At 69.4% G+C, this 17,537-nt stretch carries 18 protein-coding genes; 12 read left to right on the top strand and 6 right to left on the bottom strand.

The genetic code is table 11. The features are described from left to right. Positions 1 to 235: 235 nt before the first annotated feature. The 5 genes from ACFXIV_RS17000 (at position 236) to ACFXIV_RS17020 (ending at position 6,225) form a co-directional block, all read left to right on the top strand. On the top strand, positions 236 to 811 hold the full coding sequence (locus tag ACFXIV_RS17000) for a DUF2599 domain-containing protein (RefSeq protein ID WP_379403206.1): 576 nt from the start codon (positions 236 to 238) through the stop codon (positions 809 to 811). Between the two features lie 128 nt (positions 812 to 939). Continuing rightward, on the top strand, positions 940 to 2,220 hold the full coding sequence (locus ACFXIV_RS17005) for an aminotransferase class V-fold PLP-dependent enzyme (RefSeq protein ID WP_379403207.1): 1,281 nt from the start codon (positions 940 to 942) through the stop codon (positions 2,218 to 2,220). 2 nt (positions 2,221 to 2,222) lie between these two features. Then, the gene (locus ACFXIV_RS17010) at positions 2,223 to 3,473 is read left to right on the top strand and encodes a heavy-metal-associated domain-containing protein (protein WP_379403208.1); all 1,251 of its coding nucleotides are present in this window, start codon (positions 2,223 to 2,225) and stop codon (positions 3,471 to 3,473) included. Next, positions 3,470 to 4,891, top strand: a complete 1,422-nt coding sequence (locus ACFXIV_RS17015) for a decarboxylase (RefSeq protein ID WP_379403209.1) — start codon at positions 3,470 to 3,472, stop codon at positions 4,889 to 4,891. The genes ACFXIV_RS17010 and ACFXIV_RS17015 overlap by 4 nt, the downstream gene beginning before the upstream one ends. After that, the gene (locus ACFXIV_RS17020; protein ID WP_379403210.1) at positions 4,891 to 6,225 is read left to right on the top strand and encodes a pyridoxal-phosphate dependent enzyme; all 1,335 of its coding nucleotides are present in this window, start codon (positions 4,891 to 4,893) and stop codon (positions 6,223 to 6,225) included. Before ACFXIV_RS17015 ends, ACFXIV_RS17020 begins: the two co-directional genes overlap by 1 nt. 1 nt (position 6,226) lies before the next feature. On the opposite strand, the gene ACFXIV_RS17025 is transcribed toward ACFXIV_RS17020, so the two are convergent. Continuing rightward, positions 6,227 to 7,450 carry a hypothetical protein gene (locus ACFXIV_RS17025; RefSeq protein ID WP_379403211.1) on the bottom strand — a complete coding sequence of 408 codons (1,224 nt, stop codon included), beginning with the start codon at positions 7,448 to 7,450 and terminating at the stop codon, positions 6,227 to 6,229. A 71-nt stretch (positions 7,451 to 7,521) separates the two neighbouring features. Here ACFXIV_RS17025 and ACFXIV_RS17030 point away from each other — a divergent pair, with 71 nt between their 5' ends. Both ACFXIV_RS17030 and ACFXIV_RS17035 read left to right on the top strand, forming a co-directional pair. After that, positions 7,522 to 7,839 carry a hypothetical protein gene (locus ACFXIV_RS17030; RefSeq protein WP_379403212.1) on the top strand — a complete coding sequence of 106 codons (318 nt, stop codon included), beginning with the start codon at positions 7,522 to 7,524 and terminating at the stop codon, positions 7,837 to 7,839. Positions 7,840 to 7,957: 118 nt separating this feature from the next. After that, positions 7,958 to 9,826: a Na+/H+ antiporter gene (locus tag ACFXIV_RS17035; protein WP_379403213.1), complete on the top strand. Its 1,869-nt coding sequence runs from the start codon at positions 7,958 to 7,960 to the stop codon at positions 9,824 to 9,826. Here ACFXIV_RS17035 and ACFXIV_RS17040 read toward each other — a convergent pair. Next, positions 9,802 to 11,058 (bottom strand): MFS transporter, encoded by a 1,257-nt coding sequence (locus tag ACFXIV_RS17040; protein WP_379403214.1) that lies wholly within the window; start codon positions 11,056 to 11,058, stop codon positions 9,802 to 9,804. The two genes, ACFXIV_RS17035 and ACFXIV_RS17040, sit on opposite strands and share 25 nt — an antisense overlap. Before the next feature lie 142 nt (positions 11,059 to 11,200). Here ACFXIV_RS17040 and ACFXIV_RS17045 point away from each other — a divergent pair, with 142 nt between their 5' ends. Together ACFXIV_RS17045 and ACFXIV_RS17050 are read left to right on the top strand one after the other, a co-directional pair. Next, a complete protein-coding gene (locus ACFXIV_RS17045; RefSeq protein WP_379403223.1) occupies positions 11,201 to 11,665 on the top strand; it encodes a hypothetical protein in 465 nt (154 codons plus the stop codon). After that, entirely contained in the window at positions 11,662 to 11,976 is a 315-nt protein-coding gene (locus ACFXIV_RS17050; protein ID WP_379403215.1) for a winged helix-turn-helix domain-containing protein, read from the top strand. Before ACFXIV_RS17045 ends, ACFXIV_RS17050 begins: the two co-directional genes overlap by 4 nt. A 29-nt stretch (positions 11,977 to 12,005) precedes the next feature. On the opposite strand, the gene ACFXIV_RS17055 is transcribed toward ACFXIV_RS17050, so the two are convergent. Further along, complete coding sequence (locus tag ACFXIV_RS17055; RefSeq protein WP_379403216.1) at positions 12,006 to 12,446, bottom strand: hypothetical protein; 441 nt, start codon at positions 12,444 to 12,446, stop codon at positions 12,006 to 12,008. 599 nt (positions 12,447 to 13,045) lie between these two features. On the opposite strand from ACFXIV_RS17055, the gene ACFXIV_RS17060 reads away from it, so the two are divergent. Next, the gene (locus ACFXIV_RS17060; RefSeq protein ID WP_379403217.1) at positions 13,046 to 13,453 is read left to right on the top strand and encodes a hypothetical protein; all 408 of its coding nucleotides are present in this window, start codon (positions 13,046 to 13,048) and stop codon (positions 13,451 to 13,453) included. Positions 13,454 to 13,549: 96 nt separating this feature from the next. Here the strand turns inward: ACFXIV_RS17060 and ACFXIV_RS17065 are convergent, their stop codons facing one another. Next, entirely contained in the window at positions 13,550 to 13,936 is a 387-nt protein-coding gene (locus ACFXIV_RS17065) for a DUF6221 family protein (protein WP_354833036.1), read from the bottom strand. 97 nt (positions 13,937 to 14,033) lie between these two features. Between ACFXIV_RS17065 and ACFXIV_RS17070 the strand changes: the two genes are divergently transcribed. Continuing rightward, positions 14,034 to 14,660 carry a TetR/AcrR family transcriptional regulator gene (locus tag ACFXIV_RS17070; protein ID WP_354833038.1) on the top strand — a complete coding sequence of 209 codons (627 nt, stop codon included), beginning with the start codon at positions 14,034 to 14,036 and terminating at the stop codon, positions 14,658 to 14,660. Positions 14,661 to 14,720: 60 nt separating this feature from the next. Here the strand turns inward: ACFXIV_RS17070 and ACFXIV_RS17075 are convergent, their stop codons facing one another. Then, complete coding sequence (locus tag ACFXIV_RS17075; protein WP_379403218.1) at positions 14,721 to 15,230, bottom strand: SRPBCC family protein; 510 nt, start codon at positions 15,228 to 15,230, stop codon at positions 14,721 to 14,723. A gap of 60 nt (positions 15,231 to 15,290) precedes the next feature. On the opposite strand from ACFXIV_RS17075, the gene ACFXIV_RS17080 reads away from it, so the two are divergent. Continuing rightward, positions 15,291 to 15,911 (top strand): TetR/AcrR family transcriptional regulator, encoded by a 621-nt coding sequence (locus ACFXIV_RS17080; protein ID WP_379403219.1) that lies wholly within the window; start codon positions 15,291 to 15,293, stop codon positions 15,909 to 15,911. Positions 15,912 to 16,177: 266 nt separating this feature from the next. Here ACFXIV_RS17080 and ACFXIV_RS17085 read toward each other — a convergent pair whose 3' ends face one another. Further along, positions 16,178 to 17,386, bottom strand: a complete 1,209-nt coding sequence (locus ACFXIV_RS17085; RefSeq protein WP_379405955.1) for an IS4 family transposase — start codon at positions 17,384 to 17,386, stop codon at positions 16,178 to 16,180. Between the last annotated feature and the right edge of the window lie 151 nt (positions 17,387 to 17,537).

The following is a 17,537-nucleotide window of genomic DNA, read 5'->3' on the forward strand; positions in this document are numbered from 1 at the left end:
TCGCGGCGTTCATTGTTCCCCTGCCAGTCAGCAACCATCCGGTACCAAGGGTGCCGGACGGTCCTCTCTTTCACGAACCGCCCCGCGCGTGACATCGTAGGTGCTGTCTGGGCCAATGCACCAGCGCGGGCGGATTCGGAACGCCGAAGTTCCTATCTACTCGCGAGTACGGTATGTGCGTAATCACCGCTGGTAGCGTCGGATCCAGGCCCGACGGATCGGAAGAAAGGGGCGAATGCCCATGCGGCGGCGCTGGAAGCTCGCGGGTGGCCCACCTGTGCTCGCGCTGGCACTGGTACTGACCGGTTGCGGGGCGGCCGAGGATTCGCCGCCGGTGGTGGTGAGTTCGCTGACGCTGGCGCCGCACCCCTCCACGGTCGCCGGTTCCCCGCCCACCGCCTCCTCCCAGGCCACCGACACACCCCAGCCCACCGGTTCGTCCGCGCCGATCGCGAATCCGTCGCCGACCACGCCCGGGGTGCCGGCGGTGGATCCGTTCCCGGATCAGCCGCTCATCGACCACACCCAATGGTCCGACGATTCCGACGGCCGCCGGTTGCGGGTCTATCCGACCCAGGCCGGGCGCTCCGACACCTTCCCCGCCGCGCTCGGGCGGGCCTGGCAGGAGGTGCTCTCCTCCGTGCCCGACGCCGATTCCCCCGGCATGTACGACCAGTTCCGCTGCCACTGGGAGTGGGCACGGGTGGTCCAACCGGACAAGACCAGCTGGAATCTCGAACCGTGGCGTCCGGCGGTGGGGTATGACGCGACCGTGGCGGCCCTGTGCAATCCGGGCGGACCCGACCGCTGAGCGGTCGTTCGATGCGGTAACGAAGCCGTACCGACGAAAGCGGTTGCCCGCGAGAACCTTCGAGCGCACCGGCAAATGTGCGTATCGTTGGTGACGTCCAGCGCGAACTCCTGGGAGGGAGGGTTCCGGTGCGCGCCTCCGCAGCCGCGACCTCTACGCCCACGCCGCCCGCCGCCGCCCGGGGACCGGCGCGCCCGCCCCTGCGCAGGCTCTTCCCCGCGCTGACCGAAACCTCCGACGTCTACCTCGATTCGGCGTCCACCACCCAGAAGCCACTGCCGGTGATCCGCGCGGTGCACCGCTATCACAGTGAGCGCACCGCCAATGCCGGACGCGGCACCTACCCGTGGGCGAGCAGCCTGACCCATCGCATCGAGACGGTGCGCGAGCGGATGGCCGAATTCATCGGGGCCGCACCGGATGAGGTGGTGTTCACCGGCGGGTCCACGGCCGGTCTCAATGCGGTGGCGCTGTCATGGGGGCTGACCACGCTGCGCGACGGCGACGAAATCCTCTACAGCCCACGCGATCACGCCTCGAACGTGTATCCGTGGCACCACCTGCGGCGCATACTGGCCGGGTTCGGGCGCACCATCCGGCTGGTGCCCTACCGGGTCACCGAGCTGGGCGAGGCCGATGTCGAGGATGTGGCCGCCCGGATCACCCCGCGCACCCGGCTGATCACCGTGGGGCATCTGCATCACGTGTTCGGGGCGCTGAGCACCCTCGAGGAGTTGCGCGGGCGCATCGATCCGGCGATCGCGCTGTGTTTCGACTGCAGCCAGTCCGGCGGGCATCTGCCGGTGCGGGTGGCGGAGCTGGACGCGGATTTCGCGGTGTTCTCCGCGCACAAGATGTTCGGGGCGCCCGGGACCGGCGTGCTGTACTGCCGCCGCCGGCGCCACGATGAACTGACACCGTTTCTACCGGGCGGCAATTCGGCGGTGTCGCTGGGTGATTCGGGGTTGCTGGCCGGTTCGATGCCGCAGTTGCTGGAGGGCGGCACCCACAATATCCCCGGCATCCTCGCGCTCGGCGCGGCCCTCGAGGTGCTCGACGACCTGGGCCTGGATGCCGTCGCGGCCCACAATCGGGCGCTGACGCAGCGGCTGATCGCGGGCCTGCGCCCGATACCGGGCGTGGAGTTCCTGCCGGGTCCGGCGCACGCGCCGTGCGAAACCGGCTACGGGATCGTGTCTTTCACCCTGGACGGGATCAGCGCCACCGATCTCGGGTTCGTGCTGAGCGAGCTCGGGTTCCTGGTGCGCACCGGTGCGCACTGTGTGCCCGCCGACGATGTGCCGATGGACGAGGACTCGGTGCGGGTCAGCACCCACGTCTACAACACCGTCGACGAGATCGACCGGTTCATCGAGTGTGTCGCCACGATTGCCGAGGAGGTCTCTTGACCATGTCCGGCCCCGAACCCCGCTACGACCGGCGTGCCGCCTCCCGGGTGCTGGCCGCGCTGGCCCGGCCCGGCCTGGGCGCGCCCCCGGTGCTGCCGCCGCCGCGGCGCGTCGAATACACGTGCGCGGCACTGCAATCGGAGCCGGGCTCGCACCTGACGCTGTCGCAGCGGCTGTACCTGGAACGGTTCATGCGCCCGTGCCGCGCCGACCAGGTGACCAGCGCGACCCATCGCATCGCCTGGACCGACAGCGACGGGATCCCCAATACCGGGCACTACCGGGTGGGCGGTCTGGGCGCGATCGTGCCCATCGCCATGCGCGAGACGGTGCTGACGCTGTGGCACGCGCTGCAGGCCGATACCGCACTGGCCCGGCGCATCTCGGAGCTGACGCCGCGCGACGAGGCGGTACTCGAGGGCACCACCACCGACCACGAGCCGTTCGAGATCTTCCGGGTGGGTATCGAGGCGGCGGGGCGAGCGCTGGCACAGCACGCGCTGCTGGCGCGGTGGACGCCGTATCGGACGCCGGCCGAATTCGCGGTCGGCATGCGGGATTCGGGGATCTACGGCGCGGTGGCGACACGCTGGTACTGGGAGCTGCAGGCCTCGAGCTACCGGCGCGGCATGATCGCGGTGACGCTGACCACCCAACCCGATGGGACCGTACGGTATTCGGCCGAGACGGTGGCGACGCTGCGCGCGATGAAGGACATGACCATCGAGGACGCGCACCGGGTCATACGCCGCGCCACCCACACCGAGGGTTTGAGCGTGGCCGAGGCCATCACGAAATACCACGACGAGTTGGATCTGATCTCGCGCCAGTACGCGCTGCTGCCGCCCGGGACGCGCCCGGCGTGCCTGGCGGCCATGCCGCATCAGCTCGACGGGGAGCACTACAGCATCCTGCCGGTGGTGATCGACACGTTCACCGATGTGTTCACCCGCATCGTGGACCGGGTCACCGTCGCCGAGGTGGCGGCCGACACCGGTTCGGACACCGCGGAACTCGCCGCCGAGGACCAGGTGTTCTATGTGCCCGACATGACCTGCAAGCACTGCATCCGCACCGTCACCGGAGTGCTGGAGTCGATGAGCGTGGGCGTGCAGGACATCGACCTGAACAGCAAGCGGGTGGTCGCGGAGTTCCGCAGTCCCCGCAACCGCCATCGGGTGTTCGAGGCCTTGCGCGACAGCGGCTACAACCCGACCGCGGTCACACCCGCGACCACCGAATCCGCCGTATGACGGCTGCCGCATCGCCGGGACTGCCGGCGAAGATGCATGCGCTGGTGCGGGAGTTCGTGGCCGCGCCGCACGCGGTGGCCGACGCGGTGGCCGAGTTCGGGTCGCCTGCGCATCTGGTGTTTCCGCAGGTGTTCGCGGAGAACCTGGAGCGGCTGCGCGCGGAGCTGGCCGCCCGGGTGCCGGGTTTCCGGATCTGCTACGCGCACAAGGTGAATCAGTCGCGGACATTCGTGGAGGCGGCGCGGGCGGCGGGCGCCGGGATCGATGTGGCCTCGGCGGCGGAACTCGACAGTGCGTTGAAGGCGGGGTTCGAGCCGGAGCGGATCGAGGTGACCGGACCCAAGGGTGAGGGGTTCGTGCGGGAGCTGGTGGGCAGCGGGGTGACGATCAACGTGGACAATGCGTGGGAGCTGGAACGCATTGCGGCGCTGGCGCCGGCGCGGGTGCTGGTGCAGGTGCGGGTGTGCGGGTTCGCGGGGACGCCGGTCAGCCGGTTCGGGGTGCCGCTGCATCGCGTCGATGCCGTGCTGGCGCTGCTGGCGGCGCAGCGGGAGCGGATCGATTTCCGCGGGTTCGCCTTTCACCTGGATTCGGGGGAACCGGCCGAGCGGGTGCGGGCGGTGGAGAGCTGCCTGGCATTGACCGAACGCGCCTACGGGTACGGGCTCGCGCCGTCGGTGCTGAATATCGGGGGCGGGTTCCGGCAGGTGTTCACCGCGGACGCGGATGCGTTCGATGCGTATGTGCACGCGTTGCGGGAATCGCTGGTGGGGCGTGGTGAGCCGATGACGTGGGGCGGCAACACCTTCGGGTTCCATCTCGAGGACGGCGCGGTGCACGGGACACCGGTTTTTCACAAATACGCCAACATTGTGAGTGCCGACCGGATGCTGGCAGATCTGCTGGATACGGGGCTGGAATCCCACGGGGGCCGCACTTTTGCACAGCTGGCTGGGGAGAACTCGATCGAGATCTGGCTGGAGCCGGGCAAGGCGCTGGTCGATCATGCCGGAATCACGGTGGCGCGGGTGGAATTCGTGAAGGAGACCGCGGACGGCAGCACGCTGGTGAATCTGGATCTGAGTCGCGACACCGTCACCCCGGCCGATCAGGAGGTGATGGTGGACCCGATCCTGGTCCCCGCCCGCGATTCGGCCGGCACGAATTCCGGTGCGGTGGGGGTGTTCCTGGCCGGGCGTTTGTGCCTCGAGCGGGATCTGATCACCAATCACAAGGTCTGGCTGCCGCGGCTGCCCGCTCCCGGGGATTTCGTCGTCTTCCCCAATACTGCTGCCTACCACATGGATTTGTCGGCAGCGCGTGCATCCATGCATCCGGTGCCGCCGAAACTGGCGGTGGTGCAGCGGTCCGGGACGTTTTCGGTGGGCCGCGACGTCGACTGGCACGAGGTGCACTGATGCGCTACGACCACATCACCGAGCTGATCGGCAATACCCCACTGCTGCGACTGGATCCGGCCGTGCACGGGCTCGCGCACGTGGAGCTGTACGCGAAACTGGAGTTCTACAACCCGTTCGGGTCGGTGAAGGACCGGGTGGCGTGGGGCATGATCCGCGACGACCTGGACGACATCGTCGCGCAGAAGAAGACGTTGATCGAGGCCTCGAGCGGCAATACCGCCAAGGCGCTGCGCATTCTGGCGGCCATGCACGGGATCGGGTTGCGGGCGGTGACCAATCGGATCAGGGTCGCCGAGGTGCGGGAGCTGTTGCAGTTGCTGGGCACCGACATCGAGGAGCTGCCCGGTTTGTCGGAGTGCCCGGATCCGACCGCGCCCAACGACGTGTACTCGGTCATCGAATCGACCATGGCGCGCACGCCCGGGGGCTGGTATCACCCGTCGCAGTACACGAGCGAGAAGAACATCGAAGCGCACCATCACGGGACCGGGCGGGAGATCCACGAGGATCTGGCGCGTGACGGCATCACCCGGGTCGACTATCTGGTCGGCGGGCTGGGCACGACCGGGTCGACGCGCGGCACGGCGACGTTTCTGCGCAAACACAATCCGGAGTTGAAGACGATCGCGGTGGTGTCGGAGCGCTCCGATTTCATTCCCGGTATCCGCTCGGAGACCGAGATGTGGGATGTGGGCCTGTTCCAGCCCGATTTCTACGACCGCATCATGGCTGTCGAGGCCGGGCGCGCGGTCGACGCGACGCTCGAACTGGCCACGGCCCACGGTGTGCTCGCCGGACCCACCAGCGGCGCGACCTACGCCGCGGCCCTCGAGTTCCTCGGGACCCTGGAACAGCCCGCCGCCCAGGCCGATCCGCTCGTCGCGGTGGTCATCGTCTGCGACCGCCTGGAACCGTATCTGTCCTACATCCGCAAACGCCGCCCGGAACTGTTCGGCAAACCCGGGCGCGCACCGGCCCCGACCGCGGCCGAATTGTCGGCCACCCCGGTGCTGTCCCCCGATGAGCTCGAGCAGCTCGACCGCACGGCCCGCCCGACCGTCGTCGATACCCGGGGCGCGATGGCCTACCGGATCGCGCATGTGCCGGGCGCGGTGAACATCCGCGACGATCACCTCGACGACATGCTCATCCAGGGAGTCCCGTTCTCGCGTTCGCGCCCCGTGGTTTTCGTCTGCCCGGTCGGTGAGGTGTCGCGGCGCTTCGCGGCCCTGGCCCGCCGCGCCGGGTACGACGCGCACAGCCTCGCGGGCGGCATCACCGCGTGGCGGGATGCGGGCAAACCCATGGAATCCGCGCCGCGACCCGAATGAGCTACGGGGCAGCCGCTTCTCGGGCGGTCCCGACCGGTGCGGACGAGCGCCGTATTCGCAAGCCGAGGGCGACGAGGACGGCGATGACGAGGGCGTTGACCTCGAGCTGCACGGCCCAGTCGCCCACGGTCGATCGACCGGTTTTCGCTTCGGTGCCCGCGAGCGCGTCGCAGGCCTGGATCATGGCCGCGGCCAGCACACCCGCGCACACCGCGAATCGGTGCATATCGGTCCATCGCGGGGCTGCGGACCAGCGCTGCAGCAACGTCACGGCGGTGACCGCCACGACGAAGGCGACGAGATAGATCGCCCAGGCCGGGATTTCGCGCAGCCCGGGGATCGGGTGACCGAACAGGATCGCCGGGCCGCCGCCCAGAATCAGGATGTGCGTCGAGAGCCACAGTGTCGCGAGCACCGCGGCGACCACACCGGCCGACCACGGCGGCGGCGCGTAGCGCCGCACGTTCCGCACCCGGCCCGCACGCGGGCGGGTGAGGGCGGCGGCGACCAGTGCGAGGGCGAGCACGGCCGGAATCGCCACCAGCGGCAGCGGCGGCGTGATGTGGCGTCCGAGCACGCCGCGTTCGACGAGATACGCGCAGCCGTACCAGGTGATGGGCAGACCGACGAGCCAGACGACGCCGCCGGTCCACGCCGCGGACCGGCTCAGCCAGGGTTTGGTCCGCCGATCGGGGAACATCAGCTCGGTCAGCTGGGTGGACACCAGGAATCCGCCGACCGCTTCCACGCTGAACGCCCACAGCAGGAACATCGCGTTGACGCCGAACGGGCTGCCGCCGTAGGTGAGTGGCCAGTAGACGTGATGGATGGAGGTCTGGCAGAGCACGAACTCCTCGAGCAACGACCAGGCCGTCGCGAGGCCCAGCAGGGCGGGCCAGCCCAGGCCGCGGGTGCGCACGGCTGCACGCGCCAATACCGCGGCGCCGCCGTACATCAGCATGAATCCGGGGAGTTTGGTGACCAGGTTGGCGCTGGGGACCGGCAGGATCTCGGGGATGAGCGCGGCCCACAGCAGCAGGGTGAGCACCGGCGCCCAATCTCCGCGTGGCTCAGTGCCTTCTCCGCGTGCCCCGGTGGGTTCTCGGTGTGGCCCAGTGTGTTCCCCGGGCCGCGCGGTGCGTGCGACGACGACGAGCCAGCCGCCCAGCAGTGCCGCCTCGAGGGCGGCCGCCAGTGGCCAGTAGTGATCGATGTCCACGTGCATCGGTCCCCCGCCCGCGAATCGTGTTGAGCAACAGGGTAACCGGGATCGGGTCGCGTGCCGGTGCGAAGTCGGTGAACTCGTGGAATCTGCACTTCGGCGTGCGGGGCGCTAAGGTGCCGGGGGTCGAATTCACCAGCGTTGCCAGGAGTTTCACCATCAGCATCGAGCCAGCCGCCGGTCCGGACACCGACCTGCGCATCACTCTGACCGTCTGTCATGCCGCCACCGTCGTGTGTTTCTCGGCGGGTGTCGTCTCCATCCTGATCGGTGCCTATACCGATGCCGGGACGGTGTTCAACCTCGTCGGTGTGGTGCTGTGGCTGGTGGCGCTGGCCGCCCGGTTCGGGGTCTTCGCGATCACCCGGTCGCGGTCCGGGCACGCGGAGTAGCTCCGGTCGCCCGACGCGGTGGATCCGGCGGGGTCCGTGCACGCCGATGGCGGGCGGGGTTGTTCGCTGGTGGCGAGCCGATGCCGGAATCGGTTATGGCGGCTGGCACGATGATCTCGTGGAGTGGGCGTTCGGACTCGTATTGCTGGTGTCGGTGGCGGTCGCATTGGCGGCCGGTGCGCGCCGGCTGGGGCTGGGTGAGCCGTTCGTGCTCACCGTCGCCGGGGTGATCGGCTCGTATCTGCCGCTGGTGCCGGAGTTCGATGTCGCACCCGAGCTGGTGTTGCTGGGGTTGCTGCCGCCGCTGCTGTACACGACGGCGATCCGCACGTCGCTGGTGGACTTCCGGCCGAAGAAGACCACGATCACCCTGCTGTCGGTGGGATTGGTGCTGTTCACCGCGTTCGCGGTGGGCGGGGTGGTGTATTGGCTGTTGCCGGTGCCGTTCTCGGCGGCGGTGGCGATCGGCGCGATCGTGGCCCCGCCCGATGCGGTGGCGGCCACGGCGGTGGCGCGCCGGGTCGGGATGCCGCGCCGGATCGTGACGCTGCTCGAGGGTGAGTCGCTGTTCAACGACGCGACCGCGCTGGTGACCCTGCGCACCGCGGTGGCCGCCATGGCCGGCAGCGTGACGATGTGGGAGGCGGGCGCGAGTTTCGTCGGCGCGGCTGGTGGTGGCGCGCTCATCGGCGGGGTGGCGGCGATGGTGCTGGCGTTCCTGCGCCGGCGCATCAGCGATCCGGTGCTGGACACGAGCGTGTCGCTGCTGGCGCCGTGGATCGCGTACCTGCCCGCCGAAGGGGTGCACGCCTCGGGTGTGATCGCGGTGGTGACCTGCGGCCTGATCCTGGGTCACGGCGCCCCGCAGTGGCAGAGCGCGGCTTCGCGCATCGCCGAGCACACCAACTGGCGCACCATCCAATTCCTGCTCGAGAGCGCGGTTTTCCTGCTGATCGGCCTGCAGGTGCGGCATCTGGTCGAGGATGCCTGGCACAGCGGGCTGTCGCATTCGACGCTGCTGTGGACCTGTGCGGCGGTGCTGGTGACGGTGATCGTGGTGCGCCCGGTGTGGGTGTTCCCGGCGACCTACGCGGCCTGGCGGGTCGAAGGGCGGCGGCAGGGAAAACCCAAGCCGGAGTGGACCGGTCCGGCGGTGGTGGCGTGGGCGGGCATGCGCGGGGTGGTGACGCTGGCCGCGGCGCTGCTGCTGCCCGGTGATACCCCGGAGCTGGCGACGCTGCGGCTGCTGGCGGTCGTGGTGGTGGGCGGAACGCTTCTGCTGCAAGGCTTGTCGCTGCCGTGGCTGGTGCGGGTGCTCCGGTTGCGCGGGCCCAGCAAGGCCGAAGACCTGCTGCAGGAAGCGAATCTGCTGCAACAGGCCACGGTCGCGGGACTCAAGGCGCTCGAGGAGAACATCGCCCCCGAAACCCCGCCGGACGTGGTCGACGCCCTGCGCAACCGCGTGGTGGTGCGCGCCCAGGCGGCGTGGGAGTTGCTGGGCCGCTCCGAATCCCAGCGCGTCACCCCCAGCGGCGAGTACCGGCGCCTGCGCCTGGCCATGCTCACCGCCGAACGCGAAGCCGTGCTGCGCATTCGTGATTCGGGCCAGGTCGATCAGGAGGTCCTGCAGGCGGTCATGGCCACCCTCGACATCGAGGAGTCCACCATCGACCGGGTCGCCGAGGCCGACGAGGACGATGGCACCCCCCTGAGCTCCCCCGTCACCGCCGGCGCCTGTGAGCACCTGCGCGAGGCCCCCTGCGTCCGCACTCCCGACACCCCCGACGCCTGCGGTGAATGCCTCGACGAGGGCCTGGTCTGGGTCCACCTGCGCATGTGCCTGGACTGCGGCCACGTCGCCTGCTGCGACTCCTCCCCCGGCAATCACGCCACCAAGCACTTCGACAGCACCGGTCACCCGGTGATGCGCAGCGTCGAACCCGGTGAATCCTGGCGCTGGTGCTACCTGGACGAGCTGCTGGGCTGACCGCGAGGTCGACGGCGGGATGGGCGGCCGAAGGCCAAGGGCACGAACAACATCAGTGCGATCGCCTGTGTGGCGAGGGTGAACACGACGACCGCGGTCACCGAATGACCGTAGAGCACGCCGATCAGGGTGGAGCCGGCCAGCCAGGCCAGACCGTAGACGGCGGTGAACACGCCGTATCCGGTGCCGCGGCGCGCGGCGGGGACCATGTCGGCGACCGCGGCGCGCAGGGTGGATTCGTGGATGCCCATCGCCGCGCCCCACACGACCGCTCCCGCCCACACCGGACCGGCATGGTTCGAGAACGACAGCAGCGGCACCACCGCCGAGAGCGGCAGCGCAATCACCAGCCCCCGCAACCCGATCCGGTCGTAGAGATGTCCCGAGGCGAGTGCGGCCAGTGCCGCCGCACCCATGGCGGCGGCGTAAGTGACCGGGATCACGCTGTCGGGGAGCACGTGGCGGGCCTGCAAGTGGAACGACAGCACCCCGAACGTGGCGAACCCGGCCATCGAGGTCGCGGTGAACGCCGCGTAGAGCCAGAATCGGCCCGGTAACCGGCCATCGGCTCGCACGGTGGTCCCGGCGTCGTGATGGTCGGTTTCGTAGGCCGCCGGCCGGGGCACCGCGCGCCGCAGCCAGGCCAGGGTGAGCAGCGCCAACGCGCCGGGAATGGCGAGTACCGCGAATCCGAGCCGGAAGCCGGAGAGCGCGATCATGCCCGCGACCAGCAGCGGTCCCAGCAGCGCCCCGGATTGGTCGAGTGCCTCGTGCAGCGCGAACGCCCTTCCGCGCCCGATGCCCGAGCCGGCGGCCTGGGCGAGCATGGTGTCGCGTGCCGGGGCGCGCACGGCCTTGCCGAACCGTTCGGCGACCACCAGCCCCGTGGCGGGCCACAGCCAGGTCGCCAGCGCCAGCAGCGGCACCGACACCACCGTCAGCGCATACCCGGCGATCGACAATGCCCAGTGCCGGCCGGTGCGGTCGGACAACGGGCCGGTCACCAGGCGGAACACCAGCGCGACCGCCTCCCCGGCCCCGGTGACGAAGCCGACCAGTGCCGCCGAGGCGCCCAGGGTGCCCAGATACGGGCCGGTGATCGACCGCGCCCCCTCGTAGACGACGTCGGCGAGCATGCTCACCACACCGAACGCCATCACGAACCGCAGCGGCGACAACCGATTCACCCCGGCCGCTCGATCCGCCGGCCCGCACTCGATCCCATCCGCCATGACCGACAGTCTCCCCTGTCGGCCGCTCTCGGCCCGGGTGGTCGCGAGCGGGTCGTTGTGTCCGGCCGGCCACCGGCCGCCCTTGACTTTCCTGCCGGGAAAGTGGACGCTTACTTTCCGAGTAGGAAAGTGGGTGGTCGGCATGGACGGCATTACTCCGGATCAGGCCCGGGCGGCGCTGGATGCGGCGGGGCGGGCGCGGCGGCAGGTGGCCGAGGAGGTCGGGCTGCCACGGGGGTACTGGTGGGGAATGGGTTGCGGCTGGGTGGTTTTGGGGGTGATCGGGGATTTCGGGCCGGGCTGGCTCACGGCAGTTGCGACGCTGATGTTCGGCGCGGGGCATTCGGCGCTGGCGTCGCGACTGCTGGACGGGCGCCATCGCACCGGCCGGGTCCAGGTCAGCGCGGAGGTCGCCGGGCGGCGCACACCGCTGATCGTGATCACCATGCTGCTGACCCTGGTCGCGCTGACCGTGGTGGCGGCCCTGCTGCTGGCCGCCGACGGGGCCGGGCATCCGCGGACCTGGTCGGCGGTGTTGATCGCGGCTGTCATCGGGTTCGGCGGGCCGGAGCTGCTGCGGATGGGGCGTCGCTGGGTGCGCGCATGAGCGTGGCCCGCTTCGACGAATTGATCCATCCGAGTACGCGATTGAATCTGGTCGCGACATTGGCCGCCGCGGATTGGGCGGAGTTCGCCTTCCTCAAGGAGCGGCTGAATCTGTCGGATTCGGCGTTGTCGAAGCAGCTGGCGACACTGGAGGACGCCGGGTATGTCGCGACCGAACGCCGTCTCGAGGGCAGCCGCCGCCGGGTTCGGGCCCGCCTGACCCAGGCCGGGCGCGACGCCTTCGACGGCCACATCGCAGCGCTGCGGGAGATCGTCGCCGCGGCGACGCCACCGGAGACTCCCGCCGGCTAGGCGCTACCGGGCGGGCCGGGTGTGCGCGGTCAGTCGGTGATTCGCCATTCGTTGCGGTCGGCCATGGCGCGCGCCGACCAGCGGATGGCGTAGCCGATCATGAAGCAGGGCAGCGAGGTCAGCACGAATACCGCCGTCGCGACCACGAATCCGCTGACCAGCCCCATGATCAGCGACTGCCAGCCGGGATCGCAGCGGCTGGTGAACCCGCTGACCGCGGCGCAGTCACCGAAGGTGGCCTGCCCGTAGAGGCGCGCCCACAGCGTGATCGCGGCCCAGATCGACAGGGCCAGTAGCACATTGGCGATGTACCAGCAGCGCACCAATTTCCGGACGAAGATCAGTGCGCCGAGTTGCCCGGCGTCGAGACCGTCGGCGACGTCCTCGTTGATTCCCAGATGCCGTCCCCAGCTGGAAGGCTCGGGGACCTCGGCGACGACGGGTTTGCTGGCGTACCGGGTTGCGGTCATACAGGTCGATCCTTCTGCACCTCGAACAGTCCACGGGCACAGGTTGATTCGCGGTGCCGCCCCGAACTGAAGACAAATCCGGGTCGATCATCGCAGCACCGGCCGGTTTCCGATGGTTTTGCGGCGGAATCGTGGTCGATCACCGTCGTGATGCCGGGGAGGTGTCGCGGCTTCGAATTGCGGTGCGGGGGCGCCGAGGCCGGGATCGGGGGTGGCCTCGGCGCCGCCGTTTCGCGGCGCCGCCTGATGCGGGGACGCGGGTGCGAGCTCGGGGAAGAGACTCGCGGGCATCCGGTGCCGTGGGCGTCTGCGCGTGTCCGCCCGGGCACGATTCGGACGACACGAACGGTAGCGACACGGTAGCTGCATCGCTTGGTGAGCGCGAGAATTAGGGGATCGTTAGGGGCATCGGACTTTTCGGGCCGATCGGATGCAGCTGGACGATAACCGCTGATCATAAGGCCGCGACTACCACCCGGATGGTCGGGAACAAGTAGTCCGATACGCGCGTGCCGGGGGTCCGGAACGCCGACACTGGTGGAATGCGCCATTGGCGCGAAAGATCCCATTGCTCCGTTCATCTGGGGAGATGATCGACGATGATCCGGTCACGGAAGTCGGCCCTCACCGCATTCACCACCTTCGCCGCCGCAGCCGCGGCGCTCGTGCTCGCCGCGCCGCAGGCGTCGGCGTACGTCACCAGCGTCAGCGTGTCCAGCGGGTCGAGTATCGGTCTCGGCGGCGGTGGCTACGGCACCGACTGCTCGTACACGGTCACCGTGAACGGCAGCCCGTACGAATACGTCTGGCTCTACGACAGCAACACCGCCACCTTCGGCCAGCAGCAGTTCAGCCTCGGCAGCGGCGGTACCGGGACCTCCAGCTGGACGCCGACCTCGACCGGGGTGCACTACATCCAGGCCTGGACCTACAACGGCTCGCAGTGGGCGTTGGTGACGGTCAACACCGGCATCAACCTCGGCAGCGCCTGCGTGGTCACCGGCTAGCGGCGCGGGTCCCGTCTGCGCGAGTACCCGGTGGTCCGGTGCCGGGTGTGCGATCGCATCCGGCACCCGGCCAATGGATTCGGCCCTGTGCGCCGATCAATCACGCGGGAGCGGGTAGTCACGGTGATCGGACCAGATGCCGGCCACCGCGCGGACGGTCGGGCACGGCCACGCCGCCGGTTCCTGGCCGCCACGGGAGTCGGGCTGCCGGCACACCGAGCAATGGCCGCCCGTGTCGGGGGTGTGCTGGCCGAGGATCAGCCGCAGCGCCGCCTGGTGCCGCAACAGTTCCTTCGGGGTCGGTGCGCCGGGCAGGAACACCGACGACGGGGCGGTGCGGCTGCCGCGGCGGCGCACGTAACGCACCCATTCGTATTTGATCTCGCGGCCGGTGTCCTGGAAGTCGCGCTCGAGTTTCAGAGCGAATTCGGCGGCTTCCTGCTGCTTGTCGAGGCGGCCCGCGATGAACGCGCTGATATCCATCCACCCACGGTAGTCGGCGCTGTCGAGATCGCCGCGAATCCGCCCGCCGGTGCCGGGTGTGCGATACCGCCCGGCACCGGGCATTACTCTTGACCCGGTGCACACCGAGCAGCCTCCCTCCGACGCCGAGCCCCGTATCTGGGGTGGAACGACCCTCACCGAACGCCGTGAGGCGCGCCGGGCGGCGTTGCTCGAGGCCGCACTGGACCTGATCGGCGAGTCCGGGGCGGGTGCGGTGACCATGCGCGCGGTGTGCCGGCGCGCCAACCTGACCGACCGCTACTTCTACGAATCCTTCGCCAGCCGAGACGAACTGCTCGATGTGCTCTATCGCCAGATCGCCGAGGAGTTCCTGGATCCGATGACGGCCTTCGCGGTCGCCGACGATCCGGACCGGGATCGCGCGCTGTCGGAGACGCTGGTGGCGAAGGTGCTCGAGGATCCGCGCAAGTCGCGGCTGTTTCTGGTGGAGCCGTATTCCTCGACGGGGCTGGGGCAGACGACGATCGCGGTGATGCCCGCGTTCACCCGGTTGATCCAGGATCACCTGTTCGCCCATATCGAGGATCCGGTGCGGCGGCGGCTGGCGGCGGTCACCATGGCCAGCGGTAATGCGGGCATGTTCTCGGCATGGCTCAATGGCACGCTGCGCGCCACGCGCGAGCAGATCGTCGACCATCTGGTGGAGACCATCGACGCCTATCGCGGCGTGTATCGCGGCTGACCCGGGCGGTTGGCCCCGCCCGGATCCGCCTGCGGCGCAGCGGGTTCGGTTCCGGGCTGGTCAGGCGGCCGGTACCGCGGCGTGGACGCGGTCCAGTGATCGGCGCAGTATGCGCACCCAGGGTGACCATCGGGCCGGTTCGGCGGGTGGGTGCCCCATTTCCGTCGCCGCGCGATCGAGCAGTTCCTCGAGCACCGCGTCGTGCAGCCAGCGAATGGCGAGACTCCACAGCAGCCGGCCCCGCAGCGCGCGGGCCCGCGCGACGACGAGATGCCTCATCACGCAACCCCGTTCGCCGCGATCGATGATCTCGAAGGTGTGCGTGCCGGCGAAGGGCATGCCCGGCGCGAAGGTGAACTCGACAGCGCGGCCGGGTTCGTACGCGGTGCAGACGTAGCGGATGCTGCCGTGCCCGCCGTCGGCGCCCACCTGCAGCGGCCGGTCCAGGATCAGGGCCGGCCAGTGCTCGCCGGGCCAGAGCGGATTGCCCGGCTCGGCCACCGCATCGAGCAGGGCACCGGCCTGCTGCGCCGACACCGGCAGTTCTCGCTGGTGAATGTTCCAGATCATCGACTCACCCGTTCCGTACGGTACCGTATGTTCTGATTCCATACGGTACCGTACGGAGCTATGGCGGAGAAGAGGCGACGGCTCAGCCGTGACGATTGGGTCGCGGCCGCGTTGGCGGCGCTCGGTGAGGGCGGCGTGGGCGCGGTCGCCATCGAACCCCTGGCCGCGCGGCTGGGCGCGACCAAGGGCAGCGCCTACTGGCATTTCGCGAATCGGGACGAGTTGCTGGCGGCGGCCCTGCAGCGCTGGGAACACGAGGAGACCGATGCGGTGATCGCGCTGGTGTCGGCCGAACCGGATCCGGCGGTCGGGCTGCGGACGCTACTGGGCGCGGCGCTGGCGCATCCGCAGGAGAAGCTCGCGGTGCTGCTGGCCGGGGCGACGGATCCGCTGGTGGAGCCGGTGCTGACCCGGGTCACCGTGCGGCGCATCGAGTATCTGGCCGAACTGTTCACCCGGCTCGGTTTCGCCGACCCGGTGGCGAAACATCGTGCGGCACTGGCATATTCGGCGTATCTGGGCACGGGCCAGCTGTGGCGGACGATGCGTGGCACGCTACCGGCCGACCAGGCGGCCTGGGAGTCCTACGTCGACGAGATCTGGCGGGTACTGACCGCCCCGGGTCCGACCGGGCACGGACCGGCGCCGGAGAGCGCGGCGTCGCCGCAAGATTCGGGCTAGACACAATACCAGTGACTTAAGGGCTGGCGTCTACCGGGATTCGTATGGGTAGGGGGTTCTTCGGTGTTGTGCGTGAGGGCGGTGCGAGGGTGATGGATTCTTGTGGGTTCTGTTGTCGCTGAACTGGATTGCGATGCCTGGCGCGTTTGACGCCGAAGTTCGACATCTTGCGTTTGACCACTCGTGGGTTGGTGCGGCCGGTTCGGGGTGGCAGCAAGTGGGCGGCAATCTCGGTTTTTCCGGCGGTGAACGCTCGTGTGAGGCGGTCAGGGGGAAAAACCCGCCTGCGCGGTCACCTGCCGGCGCGCGAGGCGGATGCTGCGGGTGAACGATAGCCGGTCGGTGTCGATGCCGCCGGGCTCGGCGGTGTCGTGCATGAGGGTGCGGATGGCGTAATGGACCAGCAGGTGGGCCCAGACTTCCTGCTCGACACCTTCCGGGGAGCGCGAGCGCAGCACCTGCGCGGGGCCGCGCTGGTGGGTTTTCAGCTCGTCGAAGGCGTTTTCGATCTCCCAGCGCTCGTGATAGAGCGCGGCCAACTCGGTCGCCGGTGCCTGTTCGGGGTCCAGGATCGTGGTGAGCAACCGGATCGGGGTGTCGGAGTCGGGGTATCCCGCACCGGTGAGGGTGTATTCGATCACCCGTACCCTGGTCGGGTCGGCGCGTTTGCGGTGATCGGCGCCCTTGACGATGTCGGACAGATATGACCCGTCGGGCAGCTCCGCCACCACCGGCAGGATCAAGTGGGATCGTATGCGCCACAACAGATCCGCCCCGCCGGCACACGCTTCCCGCCACAGCTGCACTCCGCTGAATCCGCGGTCGGCCAGCAAAAGATCACCCGCACCCGTGTGCCCGAACAACTCGCGCGCCAGGACGTGTTCGGAGGTGGTGCACGGCCCCAGCGCCGCCGCGGTGATGGCGTGCGTGCCGCACTCGGCCAACCCCACGATCCGCACCTGCGGATAGGCGCAACGCTCGGTGCGATGAGTGGCCGGGCGCCCGAAATACGCTGAGTTGTCGTCACTGTCGGGCACATCGAACACCGTGCCGTCCACGGCGATCAACCGCCACCGCCGAAACCGCGCACCCACCGTCGATTCCGTCGCCAACGGGCGCGCGACCGCGGCGAACAGCGACTTCAGTGGTGCCGCACCCAACTTCACCCGCGCCCGCGAGATCGCCGCAGTGCTCGGAACCTGCCACGCCCCCGACCATCGCCGCGCCCCCGCCAGACCCTGGGTCAGCAGCCGCGCGACCTCCTCATAACCCTGACCGGAGAACAGGCACATCGCCAACACGAAATACACCACCACCCGTGGCGGCAACAACCGAGTCCGCTGCCCGCCACGACCGCACTCGGCGACCACCCGATCCACCAACTCCGGCGGAAACGTCCGCGTCAGCAGCCCGATCGCGATGCGATCGGACAACCGATCCTCCGACTCCAGTTTGACCTGCCCCGGCCGCGGCATCCACACACCTCCCAGCCGCAGACACTACCAGGCAAACCCTTAAGTCACTGGTATTGGGGCTAGACATCCCAGGTCCGTAAGTTGTCAAGCGGCTTGGGTGTTTTGGCGGTGTGCCCAGGCGGTGTGTTCGCTGTAGGGGGTGCGGTGGCGC

It is taken from the genome of Nocardia sp. NPDC059236 (genome assembly GCF_042754085.1).
In the GTDB taxonomy this organism is placed as follows: Bacteria; Actinomycetota; Actinomycetes; order Mycobacteriales; family Mycobacteriaceae; genus Nocardia.

Bases quoted from the DNA above. Each gene is read 5' to 3' on its own strand.
- ACFXIV_RS17000 (WP_379403206.1), top strand. From the start codon at position 236: ATGCCCATGCGGCGGCGCTGGAAGCTCGCGGGTGGCCCACCTGTGCTC.
- ACFXIV_RS17010 (WP_379403208.1), top strand. From the start codon at position 2,223: ATGTCCGGCCCCGAACCCCGCTACGACCGGCGTGCCGCCTCCCGGGTG.
- ACFXIV_RS17015 (WP_379403209.1), top strand. From the start codon at position 3,470: ATGACGGCTGCCGCATCGCCGGGACTGCCGGCGAAGATGCATGCGCTG.
- ACFXIV_RS17020 (WP_379403210.1), top strand. From the start codon at position 4,891: ATGCGCTACGACCACATCACCGAGCTGATCGGCAATACCCCACTGCTG.
- ACFXIV_RS17025 (WP_379403211.1), bottom strand. From the start codon at position 7,450: ATGCACGTGGACATCGATCACTACTGGCCACTGGCGGCCGCCCTCGAG.
- ACFXIV_RS17040 (WP_379403214.1), bottom strand. From the start codon at position 11,058: ATGGCGGATGGGATCGAGTGCGGGCCGGCGGATCGAGCGGCCGGGGTG.
- ACFXIV_RS17045 (WP_379403223.1), top strand. From the start codon at position 11,201: ATGGACGGCATTACTCCGGATCAGGCCCGGGCGGCGCTGGATGCGGCG.
- ACFXIV_RS17050 (WP_379403215.1), top strand. From the start codon at position 11,662: ATGAGCGTGGCCCGCTTCGACGAATTGATCCATCCGAGTACGCGATTG.
- ACFXIV_RS17055 (WP_379403216.1), bottom strand. From the start codon at position 12,446: ATGACCGCAACCCGGTACGCCAGCAAACCCGTCGTCGCCGAGGTCCCC.
- ACFXIV_RS17060 (WP_379403217.1), top strand. From the start codon at position 13,046: ATGATCCGGTCACGGAAGTCGGCCCTCACCGCATTCACCACCTTCGCC.
- ACFXIV_RS17065 (WP_354833036.1), bottom strand. From the start codon at position 13,936: ATGGATATCAGCGCGTTCATCGCGGGCCGCCTCGACAAGCAGCAGGAA.
- ACFXIV_RS17075 (WP_379403218.1), bottom strand. From the start codon at position 15,230: ATGATCTGGAACATTCACCAGCGAGAACTGCCGGTGTCGGCGCAGCAG.
- ACFXIV_RS17080 (WP_379403219.1), top strand. From the start codon at position 15,291: ATGGCGGAGAAGAGGCGACGGCTCAGCCGTGACGATTGGGTCGCGGCC.
- ACFXIV_RS17085 (WP_379405955.1), bottom strand. From the start codon at position 17,386: ATGCCGCGGCCGGGGCAGGTCAAACTGGAGTCGGAGGATCGGTTGTCC.